The 19,290-nt window shown below is 39.9% G+C and carries 19 protein-coding genes, 2 tRNA genes and 2 pseudogenes; 13 read left to right on the top strand and 10 right to left on the bottom strand.

Annotated features, from left to right (window positions below; translation table 11 throughout):
- The first annotated feature begins 112 nt into the window (after positions 1-112).
- Both WKI23_RS02740 and WKI23_RS02735 read left to right on the top strand, forming a co-directional pair.
- Positions 113-844, top strand: coding sequence for a spr1630 family ClpXP-sensitive toxin (locus WKI23_RS02740; protein WP_368078872.1), 732 nt, complete (start codon positions 113-115; stop codon positions 842-844).
- A gap of 14 nt (positions 845-858) precedes the next feature.
- On the top strand, positions 859-2,010 hold the full coding sequence (locus WKI23_RS02735) for a spr1629 family repressor/antitoxin (RefSeq protein WP_368078871.1): 1,152 nt from the start codon (positions 859-861) through the stop codon (positions 2,008-2,010).
- A 51-nt stretch (positions 2,011-2,061) separates the two neighbouring features.
- On the opposite strand, the gene WKI23_RS02730 is transcribed toward WKI23_RS02735, so the two are convergent.
- Entirely contained in the window at positions 2,062-2,721 is a 660-nt protein-coding gene (locus WKI23_RS02730) for a prepilin peptidase (RefSeq protein WP_368078870.1), read from the bottom strand.
- Positions 2,722-2,790: 69 nt separating this feature from the next.
- On the opposite strand from WKI23_RS02730, the gene WKI23_RS02725 reads away from it, so the two are divergent.
- Both WKI23_RS02725 and WKI23_RS02720 read left to right on the top strand, forming a co-directional pair.
- On the top strand, positions 2,791-3,246 hold the full coding sequence (locus WKI23_RS02725; RefSeq protein ID WP_368078922.1) for a GNAT family N-acetyltransferase: 456 nt from the start codon (positions 2,791-2,793) through the stop codon (positions 3,244-3,246).
- A 15-nt stretch (positions 3,247-3,261) separates the two neighbouring features.
- A pseudogene (locus tag WKI23_RS02720) lies at positions 3,262-3,558 on the top strand (transposase); the annotation flags it as partial.
- Between the two features lie 109 nt (positions 3,559-3,667).
- Here the strand turns inward: WKI23_RS02720 and WKI23_RS02715 are convergent.
- From WKI23_RS02715 to WKI23_RS02700, 4 genes and pseudogenes are all read right to left on the bottom strand, one after another.
- Positions 3,668-3,871: a CsbD family protein gene (locus WKI23_RS02715; RefSeq protein ID WP_000109954.1), complete on the bottom strand. Its 204-nt coding sequence runs from the start codon at positions 3,869-3,871 to the stop codon at positions 3,668-3,670.
- A gap of 30 nt (positions 3,872-3,901) precedes the next feature.
- Positions 3,902-4,414: pseudogene (locus WKI23_RS02710) on the bottom strand (Asp23/Gls24 family envelope stress response protein); the annotation flags it as partial.
- A gap of 23 nt (positions 4,415-4,437) precedes the next feature.
- Complete coding sequence (locus tag WKI23_RS02705; RefSeq protein ID WP_261266856.1) at positions 4,438-5,442, bottom strand: NADP-dependent oxidoreductase; 1,005 nt, start codon at positions 5,440-5,442, stop codon at positions 4,438-4,440.
- 90 nt (positions 5,443-5,532) lie between these two features.
- A complete protein-coding gene (locus WKI23_RS02700) occupies positions 5,533-5,964 on the bottom strand; it encodes an Rrf2 family transcriptional regulator (RefSeq protein WP_000379854.1) in 432 nt (143 codons plus the stop codon).
- 803 nt (positions 5,965-6,767) lie between these two features.
- On the opposite strand from WKI23_RS02700, the gene WKI23_RS02695 reads away from it, so the two are divergent.
- Both WKI23_RS02695 and WKI23_RS02690 read left to right on the top strand, forming a co-directional pair.
- Positions 6,768-8,057, top strand: a complete 1,290-nt coding sequence (locus WKI23_RS02695) for a hypothetical protein (protein ID WP_004256070.1) — start codon at positions 6,768-6,770, stop codon at positions 8,055-8,057.
- Between the two features lie 9 nt (positions 8,058-8,066).
- Positions 8,067-9,155, top strand: coding sequence for an AI-2E family transporter (locus WKI23_RS02690; protein ID WP_180364067.1), 1,089 nt, complete (start codon positions 8,067-8,069; stop codon positions 9,153-9,155).
- A 140-nt stretch (positions 9,156-9,295) separates the two neighbouring features.
- On the opposite strand, the gene WKI23_RS02685 is transcribed toward WKI23_RS02690, so the two are convergent.
- The 4 genes from WKI23_RS02685 to WKI23_RS02670 form a co-directional block, all read right to left on the bottom strand.
- Positions 9,296-9,368, bottom strand: a tRNA-Lys gene (locus WKI23_RS02685).
- Positions 9,369-9,430: 62 nt separating this feature from the next.
- Positions 9,431-9,946, bottom strand: a complete 516-nt coding sequence (locus WKI23_RS02680; RefSeq protein WP_000672744.1) for a DUF308 domain-containing protein — start codon at positions 9,944-9,946, stop codon at positions 9,431-9,433.
- Between the two features lie 354 nt (positions 9,947-10,300).
- Positions 10,301-10,373, bottom strand: a tRNA-Lys gene (locus tag WKI23_RS02675).
- 264 nt (positions 10,374-10,637) lie between these two features.
- Positions 10,638-11,909: a replication-associated recombination protein A gene (locus WKI23_RS02670; protein WP_368078869.1), complete on the bottom strand. Its 1,272-nt coding sequence runs from the start codon at positions 11,907-11,909 to the stop codon at positions 10,638-10,640.
- Positions 11,910-12,024: 115 nt separating this feature from the next.
- Here WKI23_RS02670 and WKI23_RS02665 point away from each other — a divergent pair, with 115 nt between their 5' ends.
- From WKI23_RS02665 to WKI23_RS02635, 7 genes are all read left to right on the top strand, one after another.
- Positions 12,025-12,495 (top strand): DUF3013 family protein, encoded by a 471-nt coding sequence (locus WKI23_RS02665; protein ID WP_368078868.1) that lies wholly within the window; start codon positions 12,025-12,027, stop codon positions 12,493-12,495.
- A gap of 9 nt (positions 12,496-12,504) precedes the next feature.
- Positions 12,505-12,933, top strand: a complete 429-nt coding sequence (locus WKI23_RS02660; protein ID WP_368078867.1) for an NUDIX hydrolase — start codon at positions 12,505-12,507, stop codon at positions 12,931-12,933.
- Between the two features lie 136 nt (positions 12,934-13,069).
- The gene (prmA, locus tag WKI23_RS02655; protein ID WP_368078920.1) at positions 13,070-14,020 is read left to right on the top strand and encodes a 50S ribosomal protein L11 methyltransferase; all 951 of its coding nucleotides are present in this window, start codon (positions 13,070-13,072) and stop codon (positions 14,018-14,020) included.
- Between the two features lies 1 nt (position 14,021).
- Positions 14,022-14,765, top strand: coding sequence for a 16S rRNA (uracil(1498)-N(3))-methyltransferase (locus WKI23_RS02650; RefSeq protein WP_368078866.1), 744 nt, complete (start codon positions 14,022-14,024; stop codon positions 14,763-14,765).
- A 10-nt stretch (positions 14,766-14,775) separates the two neighbouring features.
- Positions 14,776-16,572 carry an oligoendopeptidase F gene (gene pepF / locus WKI23_RS02645; RefSeq protein ID WP_368078865.1) on the top strand — a complete coding sequence of 599 codons (1,797 nt, stop codon included), beginning with the start codon at positions 14,776-14,778 and terminating at the stop codon, positions 16,570-16,572.
- 235 nt (positions 16,573-16,807) lie between these two features.
- Positions 16,808-17,599, top strand: a complete 792-nt coding sequence (locus WKI23_RS02640; protein ID WP_368078864.1) for a DUF2785 domain-containing protein — start codon at positions 16,808-16,810, stop codon at positions 17,597-17,599.
- A gap of 110 nt (positions 17,600-17,709) precedes the next feature.
- The gene (locus WKI23_RS02635; RefSeq protein WP_368078863.1) at positions 17,710-18,378 is read left to right on the top strand and encodes an MIP/aquaporin family protein; all 669 of its coding nucleotides are present in this window, start codon (positions 17,710-17,712) and stop codon (positions 18,376-18,378) included.
- Positions 18,379-18,631: 253 nt separating this feature from the next.
- On the opposite strand, the gene queF is transcribed toward WKI23_RS02635, so the two are convergent.
- The gene (gene queF, locus WKI23_RS02630; protein ID WP_000082579.1) at positions 18,632-19,123 is read right to left on the bottom strand and encodes a preQ(1) synthase; all 492 of its coding nucleotides are present in this window, start codon (positions 19,121-19,123) and stop codon (positions 18,632-18,634) included.
- Positions 19,124-19,290: the final 167 nt, after the last annotated feature.

The raw sequence follows: 19,290 nt of genomic DNA, 5'->3' as shown, positions 1-19,290 counted from the left end.
ATCATTTGCTAAATTACTATGATATGTAACTTTAAGAAAAAGCTAATTATTGTAGTAATTTCTTTAAGAAAATGATATAATTTATTAAAAAGTATTCGGAGGAGGAAGAATTATGTTGAATCAGGATCTCTTTGATTCGCTCAAGGCACAAAAAATTGTAGATACTTTGATGAAAGGTCAAAAAGATTATGTAGATGAACGTCTAGAAAAAAGAAAGACAATGAAAGTGTCGAATGGTTATGCATGGACGCGACCTAATCATATTGATAATGCATTTGCATCAGCAGATTTGTTTGAGTATAAATTACAATTAGCAGGACAGACTTGGGGATATTTAGAATTTGAAACAAATACAGAAAAATATGGGAAAGTATTGTTAATTATAAAGGGTAAGAAGCGACTTACGAGCCAATTTCCTTTGGTACAAAAAAATAAGAGTGGCTACTTATTTGAATATGCTCGGATGAATACACTTTATCTTAATCAATATTCTTCCTACAAAAATGATGAAGATAGTCATTCTTTTCCAATTCAGATGGAGTTAGTTTCTGATGAAATGATTCAAGAAATTGAACAAGTTACCAAAAATTCGAATATCGAAAAATTTATGATTTTAACTTATGAGGCGGACTCAGAAAACAATATTATATCTGTAGATGTTGTTATGCCTGATGCACGAACTGGTCAGTTACACTTGATTCAGGATTTGTCTGAGTATATTCAATCAAGTTCGTACCATTTCGAAGAAGCTAAATACCAAGATATTCCTAATTTTTCAGAATTATCGGAAACAGAAGATTTTGAAATTATTCCAAGAATAGAAAAACAAGAAGGTCAAAAGTAGTAAGGAGTATGTAAATGTTTAATGGTCGGGTATTGAAAGAATTACGGCTGTTAAATGGTTTAAGTAGAGCAGAATTGGCTCAGAGAATTAATTTAACGGAACAAGCCATTTGGCAGTTTGAGTCCAACGAAACGAAACCTAAATTATCAACCAAAATGCATTTGGCCAACCAATTTCATGTTGATTTAACTTATTTTGAACAAGAAGAAGAAAGTATTCGATTTGATTCTTCTGTAATTGCCTTTAGAAATGCAGACTTAGCAACACGGAAAACAATAGATATTCAAACTATGTATTTACATAAGGTAGATAGTTTGATTGATTATTTTGAAAGTTTTGTAATTATACCTAATATTACAATTCATGATCTAAGTAATGTAGTGAGTGAATCTTATCATAAGGGAGAATCCATTGAGGAATTGGCTCTTTATGCCAGGGAAAAATTAGGTATTTCAAAAGATAATCATGATTTGCTTTATAAATTAGAACGTTCAGGCATCTATATCGTGGAACGATTAATTAATGGTCAAGCTGATGCTTATAGCGCATGGTCAAAATTGGGAAGACCTTATATTGTGTTGGGGACGAATAAATCATCTGTACGTCGAAATTTTGACTTAGCTCATGAGCTAGGACATATTCTTTTACACAAATATAAAGATATGAATGAAAATGGCGATCGTTTGGAGCAAGAAGCAAATTATTTTGCATCATGTTTTTTATTGCCAAAAGAAGAGTTTTTAGTCAAATTTGAAGAGAGGGTAGGGAAACGTGTTAGCAATCCTGATAGTTATATTTTATTGAAGTCGGATTTGAATGTTTCGATACAGGCTTTAGAGTATCGAGCTTTTAAGTTAGGATTATTGACTCCAAAGCAACATTCCTACTTTTATCGTCAAATTGCGCAAAAAGGTTACAAAATTATTGAACCTTTGGATAATCAAATTTTTGTTAAAAAACCAAGCAAAGTAAAGAGTATTCTGGACGTTGTTTTGAGTAATCGTCTAGTCAGTCTAGCGACGATAATGTCTAAACAAAGTATTCGTTTACAGTTTATAAGCGAAATATTTTCGGTCGAAATGAAATTTTTTGATCAATATCAAGAAGATAAAAGAACAGATCAATTTGATAATATCATTCCTTTGTATAAAAGAAATAATTTATAATTTAACTGTGAAATAATTTCATGAAGGACATATGATAGAAATTGGACTTTATCAAACAAGCAGTAGCTTACCCAAAATAATCACGCAAGTAGCCAGTAAGAGGAAAGGCACGAAAGGAAGTCTTTCCTTTTTCTTTTGCAGGAGAAAGGCCAGAATGCCCGTCGCAGAAGCAAACTGAATTAAGATGAGTAATTCGGTTACGCTAAAGATAAGAGAACAAGAAGCTAAAAAGAGAAAATCCCCTGCGCCCATGCGAATATCGATAAAATGCGCCAAAATTCCAAGGGCAGGGAAGAAGACCATGACTAGATTCCAACCACAGAAAGCCATGAGGAGTAGGTGGAAAGCCATCCAGACCAGCAAGGGATATTCCTGATGGCGAAAGTCGTAGATGCCCAAGGTCAAGCCAGCAGTGATGAGGATGACTTGTCCTATGGAAATCCAGCCCCAAGACCAAGTCAGAAAGAGGAGCCCCAAGCCCAATTCAAAAAGGGCATACCAGACAGGATAGCGAACTTTGCAGTAGCGACAGTGAAAGCGATTAAAGACCTGCGAGAGGATAGGAATCAAATCCAACGGCCGCAAGCGAGTCTGACAGGCATCGCAGTGGCTAGCTGGTAGGATAATGGATTGCTCAGGAAAACGGTCAATGACCAAACCAAGAAAGGAAGCGAGAATGCTCCCGACAAGAAAAAAATAAATATCAATCATACTTATCTATTCGTAAAAAATAGGAGAAGTAGTATAATGGAGAAACATAAACAAGATAGTGAGGTCAAGATGACAATTCGTTTTGAAGAAAAGGTGAGCATAGAAAATGCTCAATTCGTATACCAATGGTCTAACTCCCTTGGCAAATCCTTTCAAGAACAATGGATGGGACCAAAGATTCCTTTTCCTCTGACCCTTCAAGCCTTGCAAGATTTGGAAGGAATCTTTTCAATTTTTGATGGACAAGAGTTTGTGGGACTTATCCAGAAAATCAGGCAAGAAGGTAGGAATCTTCATATCGGGAGATTTTTTCTCAATCCCCAGAAACAGGGGCAAGGCTTAGGTAGTCAGGCTTTAAGGAAATTTGTTAGTTTGGTCTTTGAAAATGAAGACATAGATACTATTTCTCTAAATGTCTTCGAGGCAAATCAAGCAGCCAAACACCTCTATCAAAAAGAAGGATTTGAAATCGTTCAAATGATTGAAGCACCTGAACGGAAATACATCATGAAAAAGGGGAGATAGAAAGCAAACAGCCTTGAAATCAATGTTGACTGCGATGATGAACCTGAATCAGCCCCTCAAAAGGGACTGTATATGAATGAACGTTACCAGTGTTTAAAAACTAAAGAATATCAGGTACTTTTATCTTCCAAGGGTAGACAAATTTTCGCTAAACGTAAGATTGATATGAAATCTGTCTTTGGGCAGATAAAGGTTTGTTTGGGTTATAAGAGATGTCATCTGAGAGGTAAGAATCAAGTGAGAATTGACATGGGATTCGTACTCATGGCCAACAACCTGCTGAAATATAATAAGAGAAAGAGGCAAAATTAAAAAGCTAGAGTTCCGCAATTGGAAATCTCTAGCTTTTTGTTTTCTGAGAATCATCTTGACTCAGACTCTTTTGACTAATGTTACTAAAAAGATAAAGTAACTTTTAACCTTATTTATCGTCGCCACTCAACATGTTTTTGATACCTTCTACAGCACCTTCTACAGCGTCTTTGGCATCTTCGGCGACTTCTTTTACTTTAGAAACAACTTTTTCAGCTGCTCCTTCTTTTTCCATTTTTTCATCACCGATGGCTTTCCCAACACCTTCTTTAATAGAACCTTTAGCTTGATTTAATTTTTCTTCTACTGACATGATAATTTCTCCTGTTATATTTATTTTATCTTAGTTTACACGAGTGTTTTCGTGAGATACTACACCAGTTGCTGCACCTTTAACAGCTTCTACACCTTCGCTAACTTTTTCTTGAACAGTTGAGAAACCAGATCCAAGACCAGATTTAGCTTTTTCGAATTGTTCTGAAGCGAATTCTCCTGTTGATTCAGCAACGTCAGATACGCGATCTTGAAGGCTTACTGAGTCTGCTTCATGTTGTTCTTTAGTTTTGATGTCGACAACGTTTACGTTGATTTCAACAACTTCCAAGTCAGTCATTTTAGCAACTTCTGAAGATACGATTTCTCTGATTTCTGAATATAAAGCTGGAACATTTTTTTGGTACTCAACAATAACGTTTAAGTCAACTGCAACTTGTGTTTTACCAACTTCTACGTTAACACCACTTGTTACGTCATCGCTGTTAACGATTTTTTCTTTAAGATTTGAGAAGAAACCACCGTCGATTCCCAAAAGACCTGAAACGTTTTCTAGTGACAGACCAATGATTTTTTGTAGTAATATATGACATTGTGTTTTCCTTTTTATTTCTTAAAGCTGAGGACTGTTTTTCCACGTGAGCGACCATTAGCGACCTTGTCTAATGCGCTATTTACCTCTTCAAATGGATAAACTGTATCGATAGAGGGTTTGATTTCTAATTTACTAAAGAGGTCAGCTACCTCTTGTAATTGAGCGCCATTGCTTTCTACAAATATAAAATGGTAGTGGACGCCATATTTTTCCGCCATCTTATCAAATTTGCGACTTGCTAAGCCAAGTAAAATTTGTTTCCATTTTGGTAGATTCATGCGTTTAGCAAAGGCACCGTTTGGCATGGCACGGAGGGAAACAAGATGACCACCTTTTTTCATGATAGACATTTGTTTCTCAGTTTCAGCTCCACCGAGAGTATCGAGGACATAATCAACCTGGCTAACAGTTTTTGTATAATCCTCTGTTTTGTAATCGATAAATCTATCTGCTCCAAGGTTCAACACACGCTCAGCACTATATCCAGAACCGTTGGTGATGACCTTCAAACCTTTGGCCTTGGCAATTGGAATGGCCATTCCACCGACACCACCAGTCCCACCAGAAATAAAGATCGTTTTCCCAGCTTGAGCGCCCATGAGTTCAAGAGCCTGTATAATGGTCAAGGCAGTAAGAGGAACAGAAGCAGCCTCCTCGTCTGATAGATAGTCTGGAACCTTGGCTAAGGCTTGGCTATCGACAGCTACGTATTCTGCAAAGGCGCCGATATGATCAAGTGGCAGACGGCCAAAGACACGGTCTCCTATCTGAAAGTTGTCAACTTGCTTGCCAATGCTTTCAACGATCCCACCGACCTCGTTACCTGCAGTTTGAGGAAGTTTGTAAGGAACAATCATCTTGACCTCACCACGAGAGATCATGTTATCGAGAGGATTAACACCGGCTGCGGTGACTTTCACCAATACTTGTTTGTCTGTAATACTTGGTTTAGCGATTTCTGTGATGTTCAGTGTGATATTGTTTTTGTTATAAGTAGTGTGTTGTGCGGCTTTCATGTGATTTCTCTTTTCTTTTTCTATATGATTTTATACCTGTATCTGATACAAGTATATGTTATTTCCAGTAAAAACTGACTTGTTATCAAATCAGTTTCGGACTTGTTTAGCTTGTTTATATAGATTGTCAATGACATCTTCTAAAGTTTGATTTGCTAATTCCTTCTCTAATTGAGATTCGGCACTAGCGAAAAGCGGTGAAACTGCTCCTTGGATATGTTTTCCAACAGGGCAATCAGGATTGCTATTTTGATGAACAGGGAATAAACTAATGTGATTGATTTCTTGAGTAGCATAGTAGATCTCTAGTAAAGTCATTTTCTTTGGAGACTTACTGAGTTGATAACCTGTTTTTCCTTGCTGGGAATGAATCAAATCTGCATTTTTCAATAAGGCAATCACTTTTCGAATGTAACTAGCGTTAGTCCCAACACTAATAGCTAGTGCTTGAGAACTTAAGGTTTCCTTGCTTTCACTAATCATTGTTAAGATATGCAAAGCAACTGAGAATTTTGTATCCATATGAATCCCTCTCTTAATAAACTTGTATCAGATACAAGAACAAGTATAACATAAATTAAAAGAAAAGCAAGTCTTTTGTTTTAAATTTTAAAAAATTTTGAGTGCAATCAGATTAGAGCTGTCTGGGAAGGGTGTTCATAAAATTATACCGTTGATATCCATTAGTTGACCAAAAGTAGAACAGATACACAAAAAAGCCTTGTAAATCAAGGCTTTTTCCTGTTGTATTTAGATGCCCCCTACAGGGATTTGGAAAGGACTTTCATATTGAGAGCAATTAAAAATATTGAAATATAAGTGATTTTAGGTATTTTCAATGTCATGATTTAAAAATGGGACAAAAGTGGGGCAAAAACCATACAGATTCTAAACTGTATGGTTCTTTTTTTATCTAACCAAGAAAGGTTAAAACTTATTAAAACAAATGCAATCAACTGTTGAAAACTTTTTAGTCCGTGTAATATAAAAACAAGTAAAAAGTTGAACTATAGGGAATATTGTGTCATAATAGGTAATAGATGAATAATTAATAGATTGGAAATAATGCTTTCTTACCTTAACAAGTTGAATTGGTTATACATTTTTTCGTCGCAATTGTGTCTATCTCTCGAGTTTAGCTAGTTTTTATAAGCTCTGGCTTCTAATCAATATAACAAATTTTAGAAGTGCATAAGACAAGATGGTGACATTACTACAGTCATTTCTAGTCACCATATGTTGCTGGCACAGGCTGTTTGTAGTGTTGGCTATTTACTAGTCAGTTTAATCGGAGTGTTTAATTTTTATTGTTGAAAGGTTTTTATATGGCGAAAATTCTATCTTTAGGTCTGACAGGTAAGAAATTACTTGCTCAGGGGTTCTTGTTTGTTCTGCTAGGTCTCATCTTGATGGTCACGGGGACTTGGTTGCCAGTAAAGGTTATTCGACTGGTTCTGTTTTTAGCTTGGATAGCAACGGTCTTAGATTTAGTATTACGTATTTTCAAAAAAAGTCAGTCAACGGACACCTTGGGAGTTGCACTGGTTAAATTGTTAGTGCTGGGATATTTGCTTGGCTCCAATCTTGCGACGGATGTGCCGATTTATATTTTGGCTCTTGTGATTGGAGTTTATCAGATTTTTCATGCTAGTATTAACCTTGTCACCTATGTTCTCTACCGCAAAAACAAAATTCGACCTCGTTTTCGTCTCTTACTAGATGGACTCGTACTAGTTTTTCTTGGTGGGACTAGTCTTTTGTCCTCTACAGGAAATTCTGTCTTTCAACTCTTTGTATTAGGGGCTTATTTTTTCCTTTATGGTGTGTCCAATATCCGTGATGGTTTCTTGTTTGAGGAGGAAATTGGGAAAAACCATCTCAAACGTCGCATTAGAATTAGCTTACCTATTGTCCTAGCCGCTCTCATCCCTGCAAGAACTTTAGCAAAAGTTAACAAATTTATGCTGGAAAATGCTGATGAGGAAGAAGATATCCATCTTGGAATAGTGAAGTCTGGTAAGACAGCGGAGCTTGAAATTTTTGTTCATACAGCTGAGACCTCTCTGTTTTCGGCAATTGGTCATGTGGATATCTGCTATCAAGGCCGTGTTATTTCTTATGGCAACTATGATCCGTCTTCTGAGACCTTATTTGGCATGGTAGGAGATGGTGTCTTATATTTCTGTGATCGTGACAAGTACATTGACCTATGTAAACGTGAGAGTCAAAAAACGCTTTTTGGTTATGGGATAGATTTGACGCCTGAAATGGAAAAAGCAGTTCAGAAAAAGTTGGCTGAATTGAAACAACTGACGATTCCATGGGAGCCAAGTGCAGATAAAATCATGACAGGTGATGGTAAGGAAGACTACACCTACGCTTATAAAATCAGACATGAGACAGATGGGGAACTTTATAAATTTATCAAATCTAAGTTTAAATCCTACTTTGTCTTATCTACAAACTGTGTGCTCTTGGCTGATACCATAGTCGGTCAGGCTGGCACCGATATCCTCTCACCCAAAGGATTTATCGCTCCAGGAACTTACCAAGCCTACCTTAATCGAGAGTTTGAAAAACCAAATAGTATAGTCGTATCTAAACATGTTTATTAAGGAGAATTTATGAACTTAGTAAAAAAATACACCCCGTTAATCCTTTTTATAGGGCTGGTTGCTCTTGTAATTCTGAATGCATCGAGCTTTATATCAGGAGCAATCTCTCTCTTTGATGTAATATCAACCTTGATTTATGGTGCTGTTATTGCTTTTGTGCTTAATGTTCCTATGAAAAAAATTGAACAGTACTTAGTTAAATTGAAGGTAAAGGCAGAGTTGCGTCGTCCGATTGCCATGGTACTTGTTTTCCTAGCTCTTATCTTAATCGTGATTGCTCTTTTGGTTTTGGTGCTGCCAACCCTAGCCCAGACTATTAGTCAGCTGGGAACAGTCCTTTCAACAGTCCTTACTCAACTTGGGAAATTGCTAGGCAGCTCGGAATTTGTAACCAAAGACATGTTGTCAACTATCGTATCAGGCATACAGGGACAGTCTAGCTCTATTAGCCAAGCTTTGATAGGTTTTTTATCAGGTCTGACTAGTAATATCGGCAATATTTTTTCAAGTTTGATGAATGCCTTTTTGATTATAGTCTTCACCTTTTTATTTTTATCCAGTAAGGAACATCTGGCAGCGATGACGAGTAGACTTCTAAAAGTTATATTTCCAGAGAAAGTGGTGACAAAGTTAACTTACATTGGACAAGTAGCACTAGAGACTTATGACCAATTTTTGATGAGTCAGCTGATTGAAGCAGTCATCATAGGAGTTATGATAGCGGTTGGCTACAGCCTGTTTGGACTACCTTATGGGGTAATGACAGGTATATTTGCAGGAGTGCTATCGTTCATTCCTTATGTAGGGCCTATGATTGCTTGTGTTGTGGGAGCGATTTTTATCTTCACAGTGAGTCCTACTCAAGCCTTACTTTCTCTTCTTCTATATCAAGTTATACAGCTGATTGAAGGAAACCTTATTTATCCTAGAGTTGTAGGTCAATCTATTGGTTTGCCAGCTATTTTCACGCTTGCGGCTGCTAGTATTGGAGGCAATCTCTTTGGCTTACTTGGGATGATATTCTTTACACCGATATTTGCTGTTATCTATCGATTGGTTAAGGAATTTGTCGTTGCAAAGGAAAATCAGCTAGATTAAGAAAAACTAAATTTAATAAGATATACTGAGAAGAGAGTGAGAGATTCTCTTCTCTTTTATTTTTAAATACTTTTCTACAAAAAGCTATTAGACGTTAAAAAAAGCCTTGGTTTCAAGGCTTATTTCTGTTGATTTAGATGTGCCCCCTGCAGGGCTCGAACCTGCGCCCCATAGCTTAAGAGTCTACTGCTCTACCAACTGAGCTAAGGAGGCAACAGAAAAAGCTGAGAATGTAACTTCCCAGCTATTTTAATATGCCCAAAATGGCAGCTAGATTATTTACGAAAGGCATCAAGGATATAGGTGAAACCAACAATTAAAAATGCAAAGGCAACGACATAAACGACAAAGACACTTGTAGCTACTGGATTGAACAAAATCACTAGACCTAGTAAAAATGCAAGCAACGCTATCCACATGATATGGTTGCCAATAATAGGGAAAATCAATCCCAGACGATTGCCTTTAAAGAAAACTATAATGGCTTCTACAATTAACCAAATTCCTAAAATAGTTGGAATGACAACTGGCAGCGTCACAAAGCCATAGGCAACGAGGTAAAGAGCTAAGAGAAGATTAACAATCCCTTGGAAAAGATGAGCTGGTGAGCGAAGCTCTTTTGGTACAGAGAAATAGCCTAAAATAGCTGCTATAGAAGAAACCAGTAAACCAAATGCAATCCACCAGCTGTAAGCAACAAGATTAGCTACTGGGTTTGTAAATAGGAAAAGTCCTAAAAGGACAAAAACAACTCCTGCAAGGAATAGCGATAAACGATTAGAAAATTTCATTTCAATACCCCCTATATAGTATAGTATAGTTTGATAATAAAAATATTATACACCTTTTTAGAGGAAATATCAATAAACAAAATGGAAAATTTGGAAGTTTCAGTCTGATTTATGAAAAGAAAATCAGTTTTTATTATTTTGAAAATAAAAAGAGAAGATAAAATTTGTCTTCTCTACATGAAAATATTGTATGGCATCAAAGCAAAAGTAACTGACTTTACACTATTTGTAAAGATGTAATTTGATTCAAAAAGAAAAGATAGATTTAAAATGTGGGACAAATGATGGGGTAAATCAGTTATAGACAAGCAAAAAAAGCCTTGATTTACAAGGCTTTTTCCTGTTGTATGTAGATGCCCCCTACAGGGATCGAACCTGTGACCCACGGATTAAGAGTCCGCTGCTCTGCCAGCTGAGCTAAGGAGGCAAAGAAAAAAGCTGTATTGGTGCCGAAACTTCACGGTTTGTATTGAACCCGCGCAATTAAGCAGGTGGGCAACTCGCTCTAACTGAAGCTGTTTCCGTGTGAGACGGCCTACATGCTGTTAGAAGACTTTTGTTTCCCTAATAATACAAAAAATAGTCGGTCAACACTTAAGTGTGAAGTCGTACACCACAGCGTTTCTATGTTTATATGATACCACTTTTTCAAAAAAAATCAAGAGGAAAGTGCAATTTTTTGAAAAGGATTTCAGATTTTTCGCAAACGGTCGATAGCTTCCTTTCTTTGAGCCAAAGCCCGTTCATATTTACCAGTATCTTCTGCTTGGAAATAGTGATGACTACGAATTTTTTCTGGCAGATAGTCTTGCTTGACCCAATTTCCAGGATAGTTGTGTGGATAGAGATAGTCTTGGGCATTCCCCAGTTCCTTGCTTCCACTGTAGTGCCCATCACGCAGGTGCCGAGGAATAGGCAAATGCCCTGATGTTTTGAGGTCGGCAAGTGCCTTGTCCATAGCTACATAGGCTGAGTTGGATTTTGGAGAAAGGGCTAAATCAATCACGATATTGGCAATGAGAATGCGGGCTTCTGGGAATCCAATCCTTTGTGCAGCATCCAGAGCAGTCACGGTGTGAATCTGAGCTTCAGGATTGGCCAAACCGATATCTTCATAAGCGATAACAGTCAAACGACGAGCGAGACTTGGCAAATCACCAGCCTCAATCAAGCGGGCAGCATAGTGAAGACTAGCATCCACATCTGAGCCACGGATAGACTTTTGCAGGGCTGAGAGAACATCATAGTGGCCATCTCCGTCCTTATCCATGGTAATGTAGCTCCGCTGCAGGCTATTTTCCATGATGTCTAGGGTGATATGGCGAATGCCCTTGTCATTCTCAGGGGTAGAAAGAACTGCCAAATCCAGTGAGTTGAAGGCAGAGCGAAGGTCTCCGTTTGTAGAGGTAGCAATGAAATCCAGCGCATCCTCATCTAGTTCTACTGGAAAATCAAAACCACGCTCAGGGTTACTTAGAGCTATCTGCAGGGCCTCTTTGACGTCTTGGTTAGACAGAGGTTCCAACTCAAAAATTTGAACACGGCTACGAATGGCAGGAGTGACAGAAAAGAAAGGATTTTCAGTCGTAGCGCCAATCATGATGACCAGTCCACTTTCCAAGAGAGGCAAGAGGAAGTCTTGCTTGGTTTTATCTAGTCTATGAATCTCGTCTAGCAATAGGACGAGACCCCCGGAAAATTTAGCCTCTTCCGCGATTTCTTGCAGTCGTTTTTTACTGTCAACTGTCGCATTGAAGGTACGAAAGGCATACTTAGTAGTCCCAGCGATGGCAGAAGCAATACTGGTCTTGCCGATTCCAGGAGGTCCGTAGAGAATCATGGAAGACAGGCGGTTGGCTTCCACCATGCGGCGGATGATTTTTCCTTGTCCGACCAGATGTTCCTGACCAATGACCTGATCGATGGTTTTAGGGCGCATACGAAGCGCGAGATTGTCTGGCATAGCAGTCCTTTCTAGCGTGGATTTTCTGATGTATATGTGGTAAGATGGTAGTATCTATTTTAGCACATTTCCGAGTAATCGGGGCGATTAAAGAGTCGCATAGAAAGAGGACAAAATGGCAACATATGGATTTTTAGATGTTTTAGAGGAAGAATTGGAGAAGAATTTTCCCTTCGACTTTGAGATTAGTTGGGACAAGCGCAACCACGCGGTTGAAGTGAGTTTTCTACTAGAGGCGCAAAACGCTGCAGGTGTGGAGATGGTGGACGAGGATGGAGAGGTTTCATCAGACGATATCCTCTTTGAAGAAGCAGTACTTTTTTACAATCCTGCCAAGTCAACCGTCAATGAGGAAGATTATTTGACTGTTATCCCTTATCTACCTAAAAAAGGATTTTCTCGTGAGTTTTTAGCTTATTTTTCCCTTTTTCTTAAAGATACTGCTGAGGTTGGGTTGGATGCCCTCATGGACTTTTTGGAAGACCCAGAAGCAGAAGAATTTGTCATGGAATGGAACCAAGAAGTCTTTGAAGAAGGAAAAGTTGGCTTGGAAGAGGGAGAATTTTATCCTTATCCGAGATACTAGAAGTCTGATATGGAAATAGAAATTTCTGATTTCACAGGCTGCAAGATTGCTTTGTTTTGTGGTGATAAGCTCTTGACTATCTTACGCGATGATAAGGCAAGCATTCCCTGGCCCAATATGTGGGAACTGCCAGGTGGTGGACGTGAAGGTGATGAAAGTCCTTTTGAGTGCGCGGCGCGTGAAGTTTATGAAGAGCTGGGAATTCATCTGACTGAGGATTGTCTGCTTTGGGCGAAGGTTTATCCGAGCATGCTTTTTGCGGATAAGCAATCCGTTTTTCTAGTTGGCAAGTTGACACAGGAGCAGTTTGACAGTATCGTATTTGGTGATGAAGGACAGGGCTATCAACTCATGAATGTGGAGGAGTTTCTTAGTTCCAGTCAAGTTGTGCCTCAATTACAAGAGAGATTAAAAGATTATTTAAAAGTAAGTGATTAGAAAGGATGGTTCGGTTACATTTCTAAACTGAACCCGCCCTAAACACTGTGCCAAAAAGATAAATGTCTCTTAGACACAAGCGTCTTCAGAGAATTTCCTATTTGGCTGTGTGTTTTATGGGCTTGGTATCTTAATGATGGAAACATGGCAAGAGTTAAAAGTTACAGTTAAGCGTGAGGGGGAGGAGCTGGTCTCCAATCTCTTGATTGAGCTAGGTGCTCAAGGTGTTGCGATCGAAGATAGTATGGACTATGTGGGGAATGTGGATCGTTTTGGTGAGATTTTCCCTGAGGTCGAGCAACAGGAAGAAATTGTAGTGACGGCCTACTACCCTGATACGATTGATATAGCAGCGGTTGAAGCAGATTTGCAGGCTCGCCTGGCAGAATTGACAGACTTTATGGATCTGGGTGAGGTCAAGATGGGGACGACTGCCTTGGCTGAGGAAGACTGGGCAGACAACTGGAAGAAATACTATGAGCCAGCTCGTATCACTCATGACTTGACTATCGTGCCGTCTTGGACAGACTATGAGGCGACTGCGGGAGAAAAGATTATCAAGCTGGATCCTGGTATGGCCTTCGGAACTGGGACACATCCAACCACTAAGATGAGCCTTTTTGCCTTGGAGCAGGTTCTTCGTGGTGGCGAAACGGTGCTGGATGTGGGGACTGGTTCAGGAGTCCTTTCTATTGCCAGCTCGCTTTTAGGTGCCAAGGAAATCTTCGCCTACGATCTGGATGATGTAGCAGTTCGAGTTGCTCAGGAAAATATTGAGCTCAACCCTGGTATGGAAAACATCCATGTTGCTGCTGGAGATTTGCTTAAGGGTGTTGAAATCGAGGCAGATGTCATCGTGGCTAATATCTTAGCGGATATTCTCATTCATCTGACAGAGGATGCTTATCGTTTGGTCAAGGATGAAGGCTACCTCATCATGAGTGGGATTATCAAGGACAAGTGGGACATGGTGCGCGAGTCGGCTGAGTCAGCTGGATTTTTCCTTGAAACCCACATGATTCAAGGAGAATGGAATGCCTGTGTCTTTAAGAAAACCAAGGATATTTCAGGTGTGATTGGAGGCTAGCATGCAGCAGTATTTTGTAAAAGGCAGTGCTATCTCTCCTGTCACCATCGAGGACAAGGAAACCAGCAAGCATATGTTTCAGGTTATGCGCTTGAAAGAAGATGATGAGGTTACTTTGGTCTTTGATGATGGAATTAAGCGCTTGGCGCGTGTGCTGGATGTGGAAAATCGTCAGTTTGAATTGGTTGAGGAACTAGCTGACAATGTGGAACTACCAATCCAAGTGACCATCGCATCTGGATTTCCCAAGGGAGACAAGCTGGAGTTCATCACGCAAAAAGTGACAGAACTGGGTGCCAGCCAGATTTGGGGCTTTCCTGCCGATTGGTCCGTTGCTAAGTGGGATGGTAAGAAATTGGGTAAAAAGGTTGAAAAACTAGAAAAAATAGCCCTTGGAGCAGCCGAGCAAAGCAAGCGTAATCGGGTCCCAAATATCCAGCTTTTTGAGAAAAAGGCAGACTTTCTAGCCCAACTAGACCAGTTTGACTCTATCGTAGTGGCTTATGAAGAGTCGGCTAAAGAGGGAGAAGCCGCTGTGCTCTTACAAGCAGTCGCTGGTCTTGAAAAAGGAGCTAAACTGCTCTTTATCTTTGGTCCAGAAGGCGGTCTCTCACCTGCAGAAATCGAGAGTTTTGAAGCTAAAGGAGCTGTCTTGGCAGGCCTAGGTCCTCGTATCCTACGAGCAGAAACGGCACCACTTTACGCCTTATCAGCCCTTAGTGTTTTATTAGAATTAGAGAAATAAGAGGAAGAAAATGGAACAAAAACACCGTTCAGAATTTCCAGAAAAGGAACTTTGGGACTTAACAGCCCTATACCAAGACCGTGAGGATTTCTTGCGTGCAATCGAGAAAGCTCGCGAAGATATCAACCAATTTAGCCGTGACTACAAGGGGCATCTTCATACTTTTGAGGATTTCGAGAAGGCCTTTGCAGAATTGGAGCAAATTTACATTCAGATGAGCCATATTGGCAACTATGGTTTTATGCCTCAGACGACAGACTATAGCAATGACGAATTTGCTAATATTGCCCAAGCTGGGATGGAATTTGAAACAGATGCCAGCGTAGCCTTGACCTTCTTTGACGATGCTCTGGTGGCTGCAGACGAGGAAGTCTTAGAACGTTTGGGTGAATTGCCTCACTTGACGGCAGCCATTCGTCAGGCCAAAATCAAAAAAGCCCACTATCTAGGGGCAGATGTGGAGAAGGCCTTGACCAATCTGGGTGAAGTTTTCTATAGTCCACAGGACATTTACACTAAGATGCGAGCTGGGGATTTTGAAATGGCTGACTTTGAGGCCCATGGCAAAACCTACAAAAACAGCTTTGTCACCTATGAAAATTTCTACCAAAACCATGAGAACGCTGAGGTTCGCGAGAAATCCTTCCGTTCCTTTTCAGAGGGACTTCGTAAGCACCAAAATACAGCTGCGGCAGCCTATTTAGCTCAAGTCAAGTCTGAAAAAATCTTGGCAGATATGAAGGGCTACGACTCTGTTTTTGACTATCTTCTGGCTGAGCAAGAAGTGGACCGTGCCATGTTTGATCGTCAGATTGACCTCATCATGAAGGATTTTGCACCCGTTGCTCAGAGATACCTCAAGCATGTTGCCAAGGTGAATGGTCTTGAAAAGATGACTTTTGCTGACTGGAAATTGGACTTGGATAGCTCCCTTAATCCTAAAGTGACTATTGACGATGCCTATGACTTGGTCATGAAGTCGGTAGAGCCTTTGGGGCAAGAATATTGTCAGGAAGTTGCTCGCTATCAAGAAGAGCGCTGGGTGGACTTTGCTGCCAATAGTGGCAAGGATTCTGGTGGTTATGCGGCGGATCCATATCGCGTACACCCTTATGTCCTCATGAGCTGGACAGGCCGTTTGAGTGATGTCTATACCTTGATTCATGAAATCGGGCATTCTGGTCAATTCATCTTTTCAGATAATCACCAGAGCTACTTCAATGCCCATATGTCGACCTACTATGTCGAAGCGCCATCAACCTTCAATGAATTGCTTTTAAGTGATTACTTGGAGCACCAGTCTGATGACCCACGTCAAAAACGCTTCGCTCTTGCTCACCGTTTGACAGATACCTACTTCCATAACTTTATCACTCACCTTTTGGAAGCAGCCTTCCAGCGTAAGGTTTATACATTGATTGAAGAAGGGGAAACCTTCGGAGCAAGCAAACTCAACAGCATTATGAAGGAAGTTTTGACAGACTTCTGGGGAGATGCCATTGAAATTGACGATGATGCGGCTCTGACTTGGATGCGCCAAGCTCACTACTACATGGGCTTGTATAGTTACACTTACTCAGCAGGACTAGTCATCTCGACTGCGGGTTACCTTCATCTGAAACATTCAGAAACTGGAGCTGAAGACTGGCTCAATCTCCTCAAATCAGGTGGTAGCAAGACACCGCTTGAGTCAGCTATGATTATCGGAGCCGATATTTCAACAGACAAACCACTCCGTGATACCATCCAGTTCTTGTCAGACACAGTTGACCAGATTATCGCCTACAGTGCCCAGTTGGGAGAGTAGGTTGTTCTAGAATGATGTTTATGGGCTTGTTAAGCGTCATTATATTTAGCTTAGCCGTAGCTATTTTCAAAAATGCCGTTGTGAGGTCGTGGTGTTAAATTTGAACTTGTTGTAGAGTTGATATTGATCCTTATTTACGTCATTTTATATCAGATTGTATTTAATTAAGAATTCAATATTAAGTCATTTAAGGCTGGCTTTTTGAACAGTTACCAGAAATATAGAGGTATTGACCATGTATCAAGAGTTACTCAGAAAAATAGCAGAAGAACAACCAAGTTATCATGAGGAAGAAATCCAGTGGTTGCTTGACCGTTTGGGAGATCCTTCTCCAGAAATTCGCGATGATCTTGTTTTTACAAGCTTTGCTAGAGGAATTCAGGAAGAGCTATTTACACAGGAACAATTTCATTTTATTGCTGAGGTGGTTTCAGCTGATGGAGGACTAGATAAAGAGATTGATAAGGTAGGTCTGCCAACACTTGAACGTTCTTTTAGGGCGCTTATTTATGCAAATCTCTTGTCTGCGGATGCCAACCAGCAATCGGTTTTTTATCAGGGATTAAATGCAGGAATTCGTAATGTCCTTTTAAATCAAGGTTTGTATTATCTTTCAAAAGAAAAGGATACAACAGGTTTTTCAAGTCAGTATGGTTGGGTTCATGCTTTTGCACATGGAGCCGATTTACTGACAAAGGTGGTTTGTCATCCAGACTTTCCTAAAAACAGAGTTCATGAAGTATTTGAGATACTTGGCCAACTATTTAAAAGAACTTCCATTCGTTTTACAGATGATGAGGATTGGCGTTTAGCAAGAGTGATCTATGAACCTATTTTACAAGGGAAGTTGGAGCAAGAGCAAGTAGCTTCTTGGATAAAAGCTGTTGACTTTCCGATAGAAGAAAGGGAGGATTTTTATAAATTTTCCAACTTCAGATCCTGTCTGTTGGAAGTCTATGTCCAACTTGACCAGAGAAATAGTTTACAAGATGACTTGAAAGAAGCTATCCAGTCTTTTCAATACTAGGGATAAGCTAATAGTTCTATGATTTTCAAAAAATTTCCAAACAATTTTCTTGAAACCCTTTCCCTCTTTTGATAGACTAGTATCTAGTTTTTGAAAAAAGGAGAAAGAAAATGAAAAAATTTGTCGCTGAATTGATCGGTACTTTCATGCTTGTGTTCATCGGAACAGGAGCTGTTGTTTTTGGAAATGGTCTTGATAGCCTTGGTCACCTAGGGATTGCCTTTGCCTTTGGTTTGGCAATCGTAGTTGCAGCTTACTCAATCGGAACTGTTTCAGGTGCCCACTTGAACCCAGCGGTTTCGATTGCTATGTTTGTAAACAAACGTTTGTCATCAAAAGACCTTGTCAACTACATCCTTGGACAAGTTGTTGGAGCTTTCATCGCTTCTGGCGCTGTCTTCTTCCTCTTGGCAAACTCAGGTATGTCAACTGCTAGCCTTGGTGAAAATGCCTTGGCAAACGGGGTCACTGTCTTTGCTGGTTTCTTGTTTGAAGTCATCGCAACCTTCTTGTTTGTCTTGGTTATCATGACCGTGACTTCAGAAAGCAAGGGCAATGGCGCGATTGCTGGCTTGGTAATCGGTTTGTCCTTGATGGCAATGATTCTTGTGGGCTTGAACATTACTGGACTTTCAGTGAACCCAGCTCGTAGCTTGGCTCCAGCTATCTTGGTAGGTGGCGCAGCCCTTCAACAAGTTTGGATTTTCATCCTTGCACCAATCGCTGGTGGAGTTCTTGCAGCCCTTGTTGCTAAAAATTTCCTTGGAACAGAAGAATAATTGAAACACAAAAAGCCTTGCTCCTCGTTTTGAGGAACAGGGCTTTTTCGTATCTGTTTATACTCAATGAAAATCAAATAGCAAACTAGGAAACTAGCCGCAGGTTGCTCAAAGCACTGCTTTGAGGTTGTAGATAAGACTGACGAAGTCAGCTCAAAATACTGTTTTGAGGTTGTGGATAGAACTGACGAAGTCAGTAACATACATACGGCAAGGCGACGTTGACGCGGTTTGAAGAGATTTTCGAAGAGTATTAGCGGTTGTCAATTTTCTCTGGATAGAGGTCGTGTTGGAAGAGGCGTTGTTCTGCCAAGCCTTCATACTTAGTTCCAGGCTTTCCGTAGTTGTAGTAGGGGTCGATTGAAATACCACCGCGTGGAGTGAATTTTCCCCAGACTTCTAAATAGCGAGGGTCTAGCAAGTTGACCAAGTCTTTCCCGATGGTGTTGATACAGTTTTCGTGGAAATCTCCGTGATTTCGGTAGCTAAAGAGGTAGAGTTTGAGGGATTTCGACTCAACACAGAGCTTGTCAGGAATGTAGGAAATATAAATGGTCGCAAAGTCTGGCTGAGCAGTGATTGGGCACAGGGAGGTAAATTCAGGACAGTTAAATTTGATAAAATAGTCATTTTCCACATGACGATTGTCAAAGGATTCGAGAACTTCTGGTTGATAGTCGAAAATATAGTTGGTTTCTTTGTTGCCGAGGAGGCTTAGGTTTTTCATTTCTTCTTGTTGTGACATGATTTTTTCTTTCTAATTTTATACTCAATGAAAATCAAAGAGCAAACTAGGAAGCTAGCCTCAGGTTGCTCAAAACACTGTTTTGAGGTTGTGGATAGAACTGACGAAGTCAGTAACATACCTACGGCAAGGCGACGTTGACGTGGTTTGAATTTGATTTTCGAAGA

This window comes from Streptococcus pseudopneumoniae, assembly GCF_038148955.1.
Classification (GTDB): domain Bacteria; phylum Bacillota; class Bacilli; order Lactobacillales; family Streptococcaceae; genus Streptococcus; species Streptococcus pseudopneumoniae_T.
This window is presented reverse-complemented; position numbering and strand designations above follow the sequence as displayed.

Excerpts from the sequence above, each read along its gene's own strand:
- WKI23_RS02740 (WP_368078872.1), top strand. The coding sequence starts at position 113 with ATGTTGAATCAGGATCTCTTTGATTCGCTCAAGGCACAAAAAATTGTA.
- WKI23_RS02735 (WP_368078871.1), top strand. The coding sequence starts at position 859 with ATGTTTAATGGTCGGGTATTGAAAGAATTACGGCTGTTAAATGGTTTA.
- WKI23_RS02730 (WP_368078870.1), bottom strand. The coding sequence starts at position 2,721 with ATGATTGATATTTATTTTTTTCTTGTCGGGAGCATTCTCGCTTCCTTT.
- WKI23_RS02725 (WP_368078922.1), top strand. The coding sequence starts at position 2,791 with ATGACAATTCGTTTTGAAGAAAAGGTGAGCATAGAAAATGCTCAATTC.
- WKI23_RS02715 (WP_000109954.1), bottom strand. The coding sequence starts at position 3,871 with ATGTCAGTAGAAGAAAAATTAAATCAAGCTAAAGGTTCTATTAAAGAA.
- WKI23_RS02705 (WP_261266856.1), bottom strand. The coding sequence starts at position 5,442 with ATGAAAGCCGCACAACACACTACTTATAACAAAAACAATATCACACTG.
- WKI23_RS02700 (WP_000379854.1), bottom strand. The coding sequence starts at position 5,964 with ATGGATACAAAATTCTCAGTTGCTTTGCATATCTTAACAATGATTAGT.
- WKI23_RS02695 (WP_004256070.1), top strand. The coding sequence starts at position 6,768 with ATGGCGAAAATTCTATCTTTAGGTCTGACAGGTAAGAAATTACTTGCT.
- WKI23_RS02690 (WP_180364067.1), top strand. The coding sequence starts at position 8,067 with ATGAACTTAGTAAAAAAATACACCCCGTTAATCCTTTTTATAGGGCTG.
- WKI23_RS02680 (WP_000672744.1), bottom strand. The coding sequence starts at position 9,946 with ATGAAATTTTCTAATCGTTTATCGCTATTCCTTGCAGGAGTTGTTTTT.
- WKI23_RS02670 (WP_368078869.1), bottom strand. The coding sequence starts at position 11,909 with ATGCCAGACAATCTCGCGCTTCGTATGCGCCCTAAAACCATCGATCAG.
- WKI23_RS02665 (WP_368078868.1), top strand. The coding sequence starts at position 12,025 with ATGGCAACATATGGATTTTTAGATGTTTTAGAGGAAGAATTGGAGAAG.
- WKI23_RS02660 (WP_368078867.1), top strand. The coding sequence starts at position 12,505 with ATGGAAATAGAAATTTCTGATTTCACAGGCTGCAAGATTGCTTTGTTT.
- prmA (WP_368078920.1), top strand. The coding sequence starts at position 13,070 with ATGGAAACATGGCAAGAGTTAAAAGTTACAGTTAAGCGTGAGGGGGAG.
- WKI23_RS02650 (WP_368078866.1), top strand. The coding sequence starts at position 14,022 with ATGCAGCAGTATTTTGTAAAAGGCAGTGCTATCTCTCCTGTCACCATC.
- pepF (WP_368078865.1), top strand. The coding sequence starts at position 14,776 with ATGGAACAAAAACACCGTTCAGAATTTCCAGAAAAGGAACTTTGGGAC.
- WKI23_RS02640 (WP_368078864.1), top strand. The coding sequence starts at position 16,808 with ATGTATCAAGAGTTACTCAGAAAAATAGCAGAAGAACAACCAAGTTAT.
- WKI23_RS02635 (WP_368078863.1), top strand. The coding sequence starts at position 17,710 with ATGAAAAAATTTGTCGCTGAATTGATCGGTACTTTCATGCTTGTGTTC.
- queF (WP_000082579.1), bottom strand. The coding sequence starts at position 19,123 with ATGTCACAACAAGAAGAAATGAAAAACCTAAGCCTCCTCGGCAACAAA.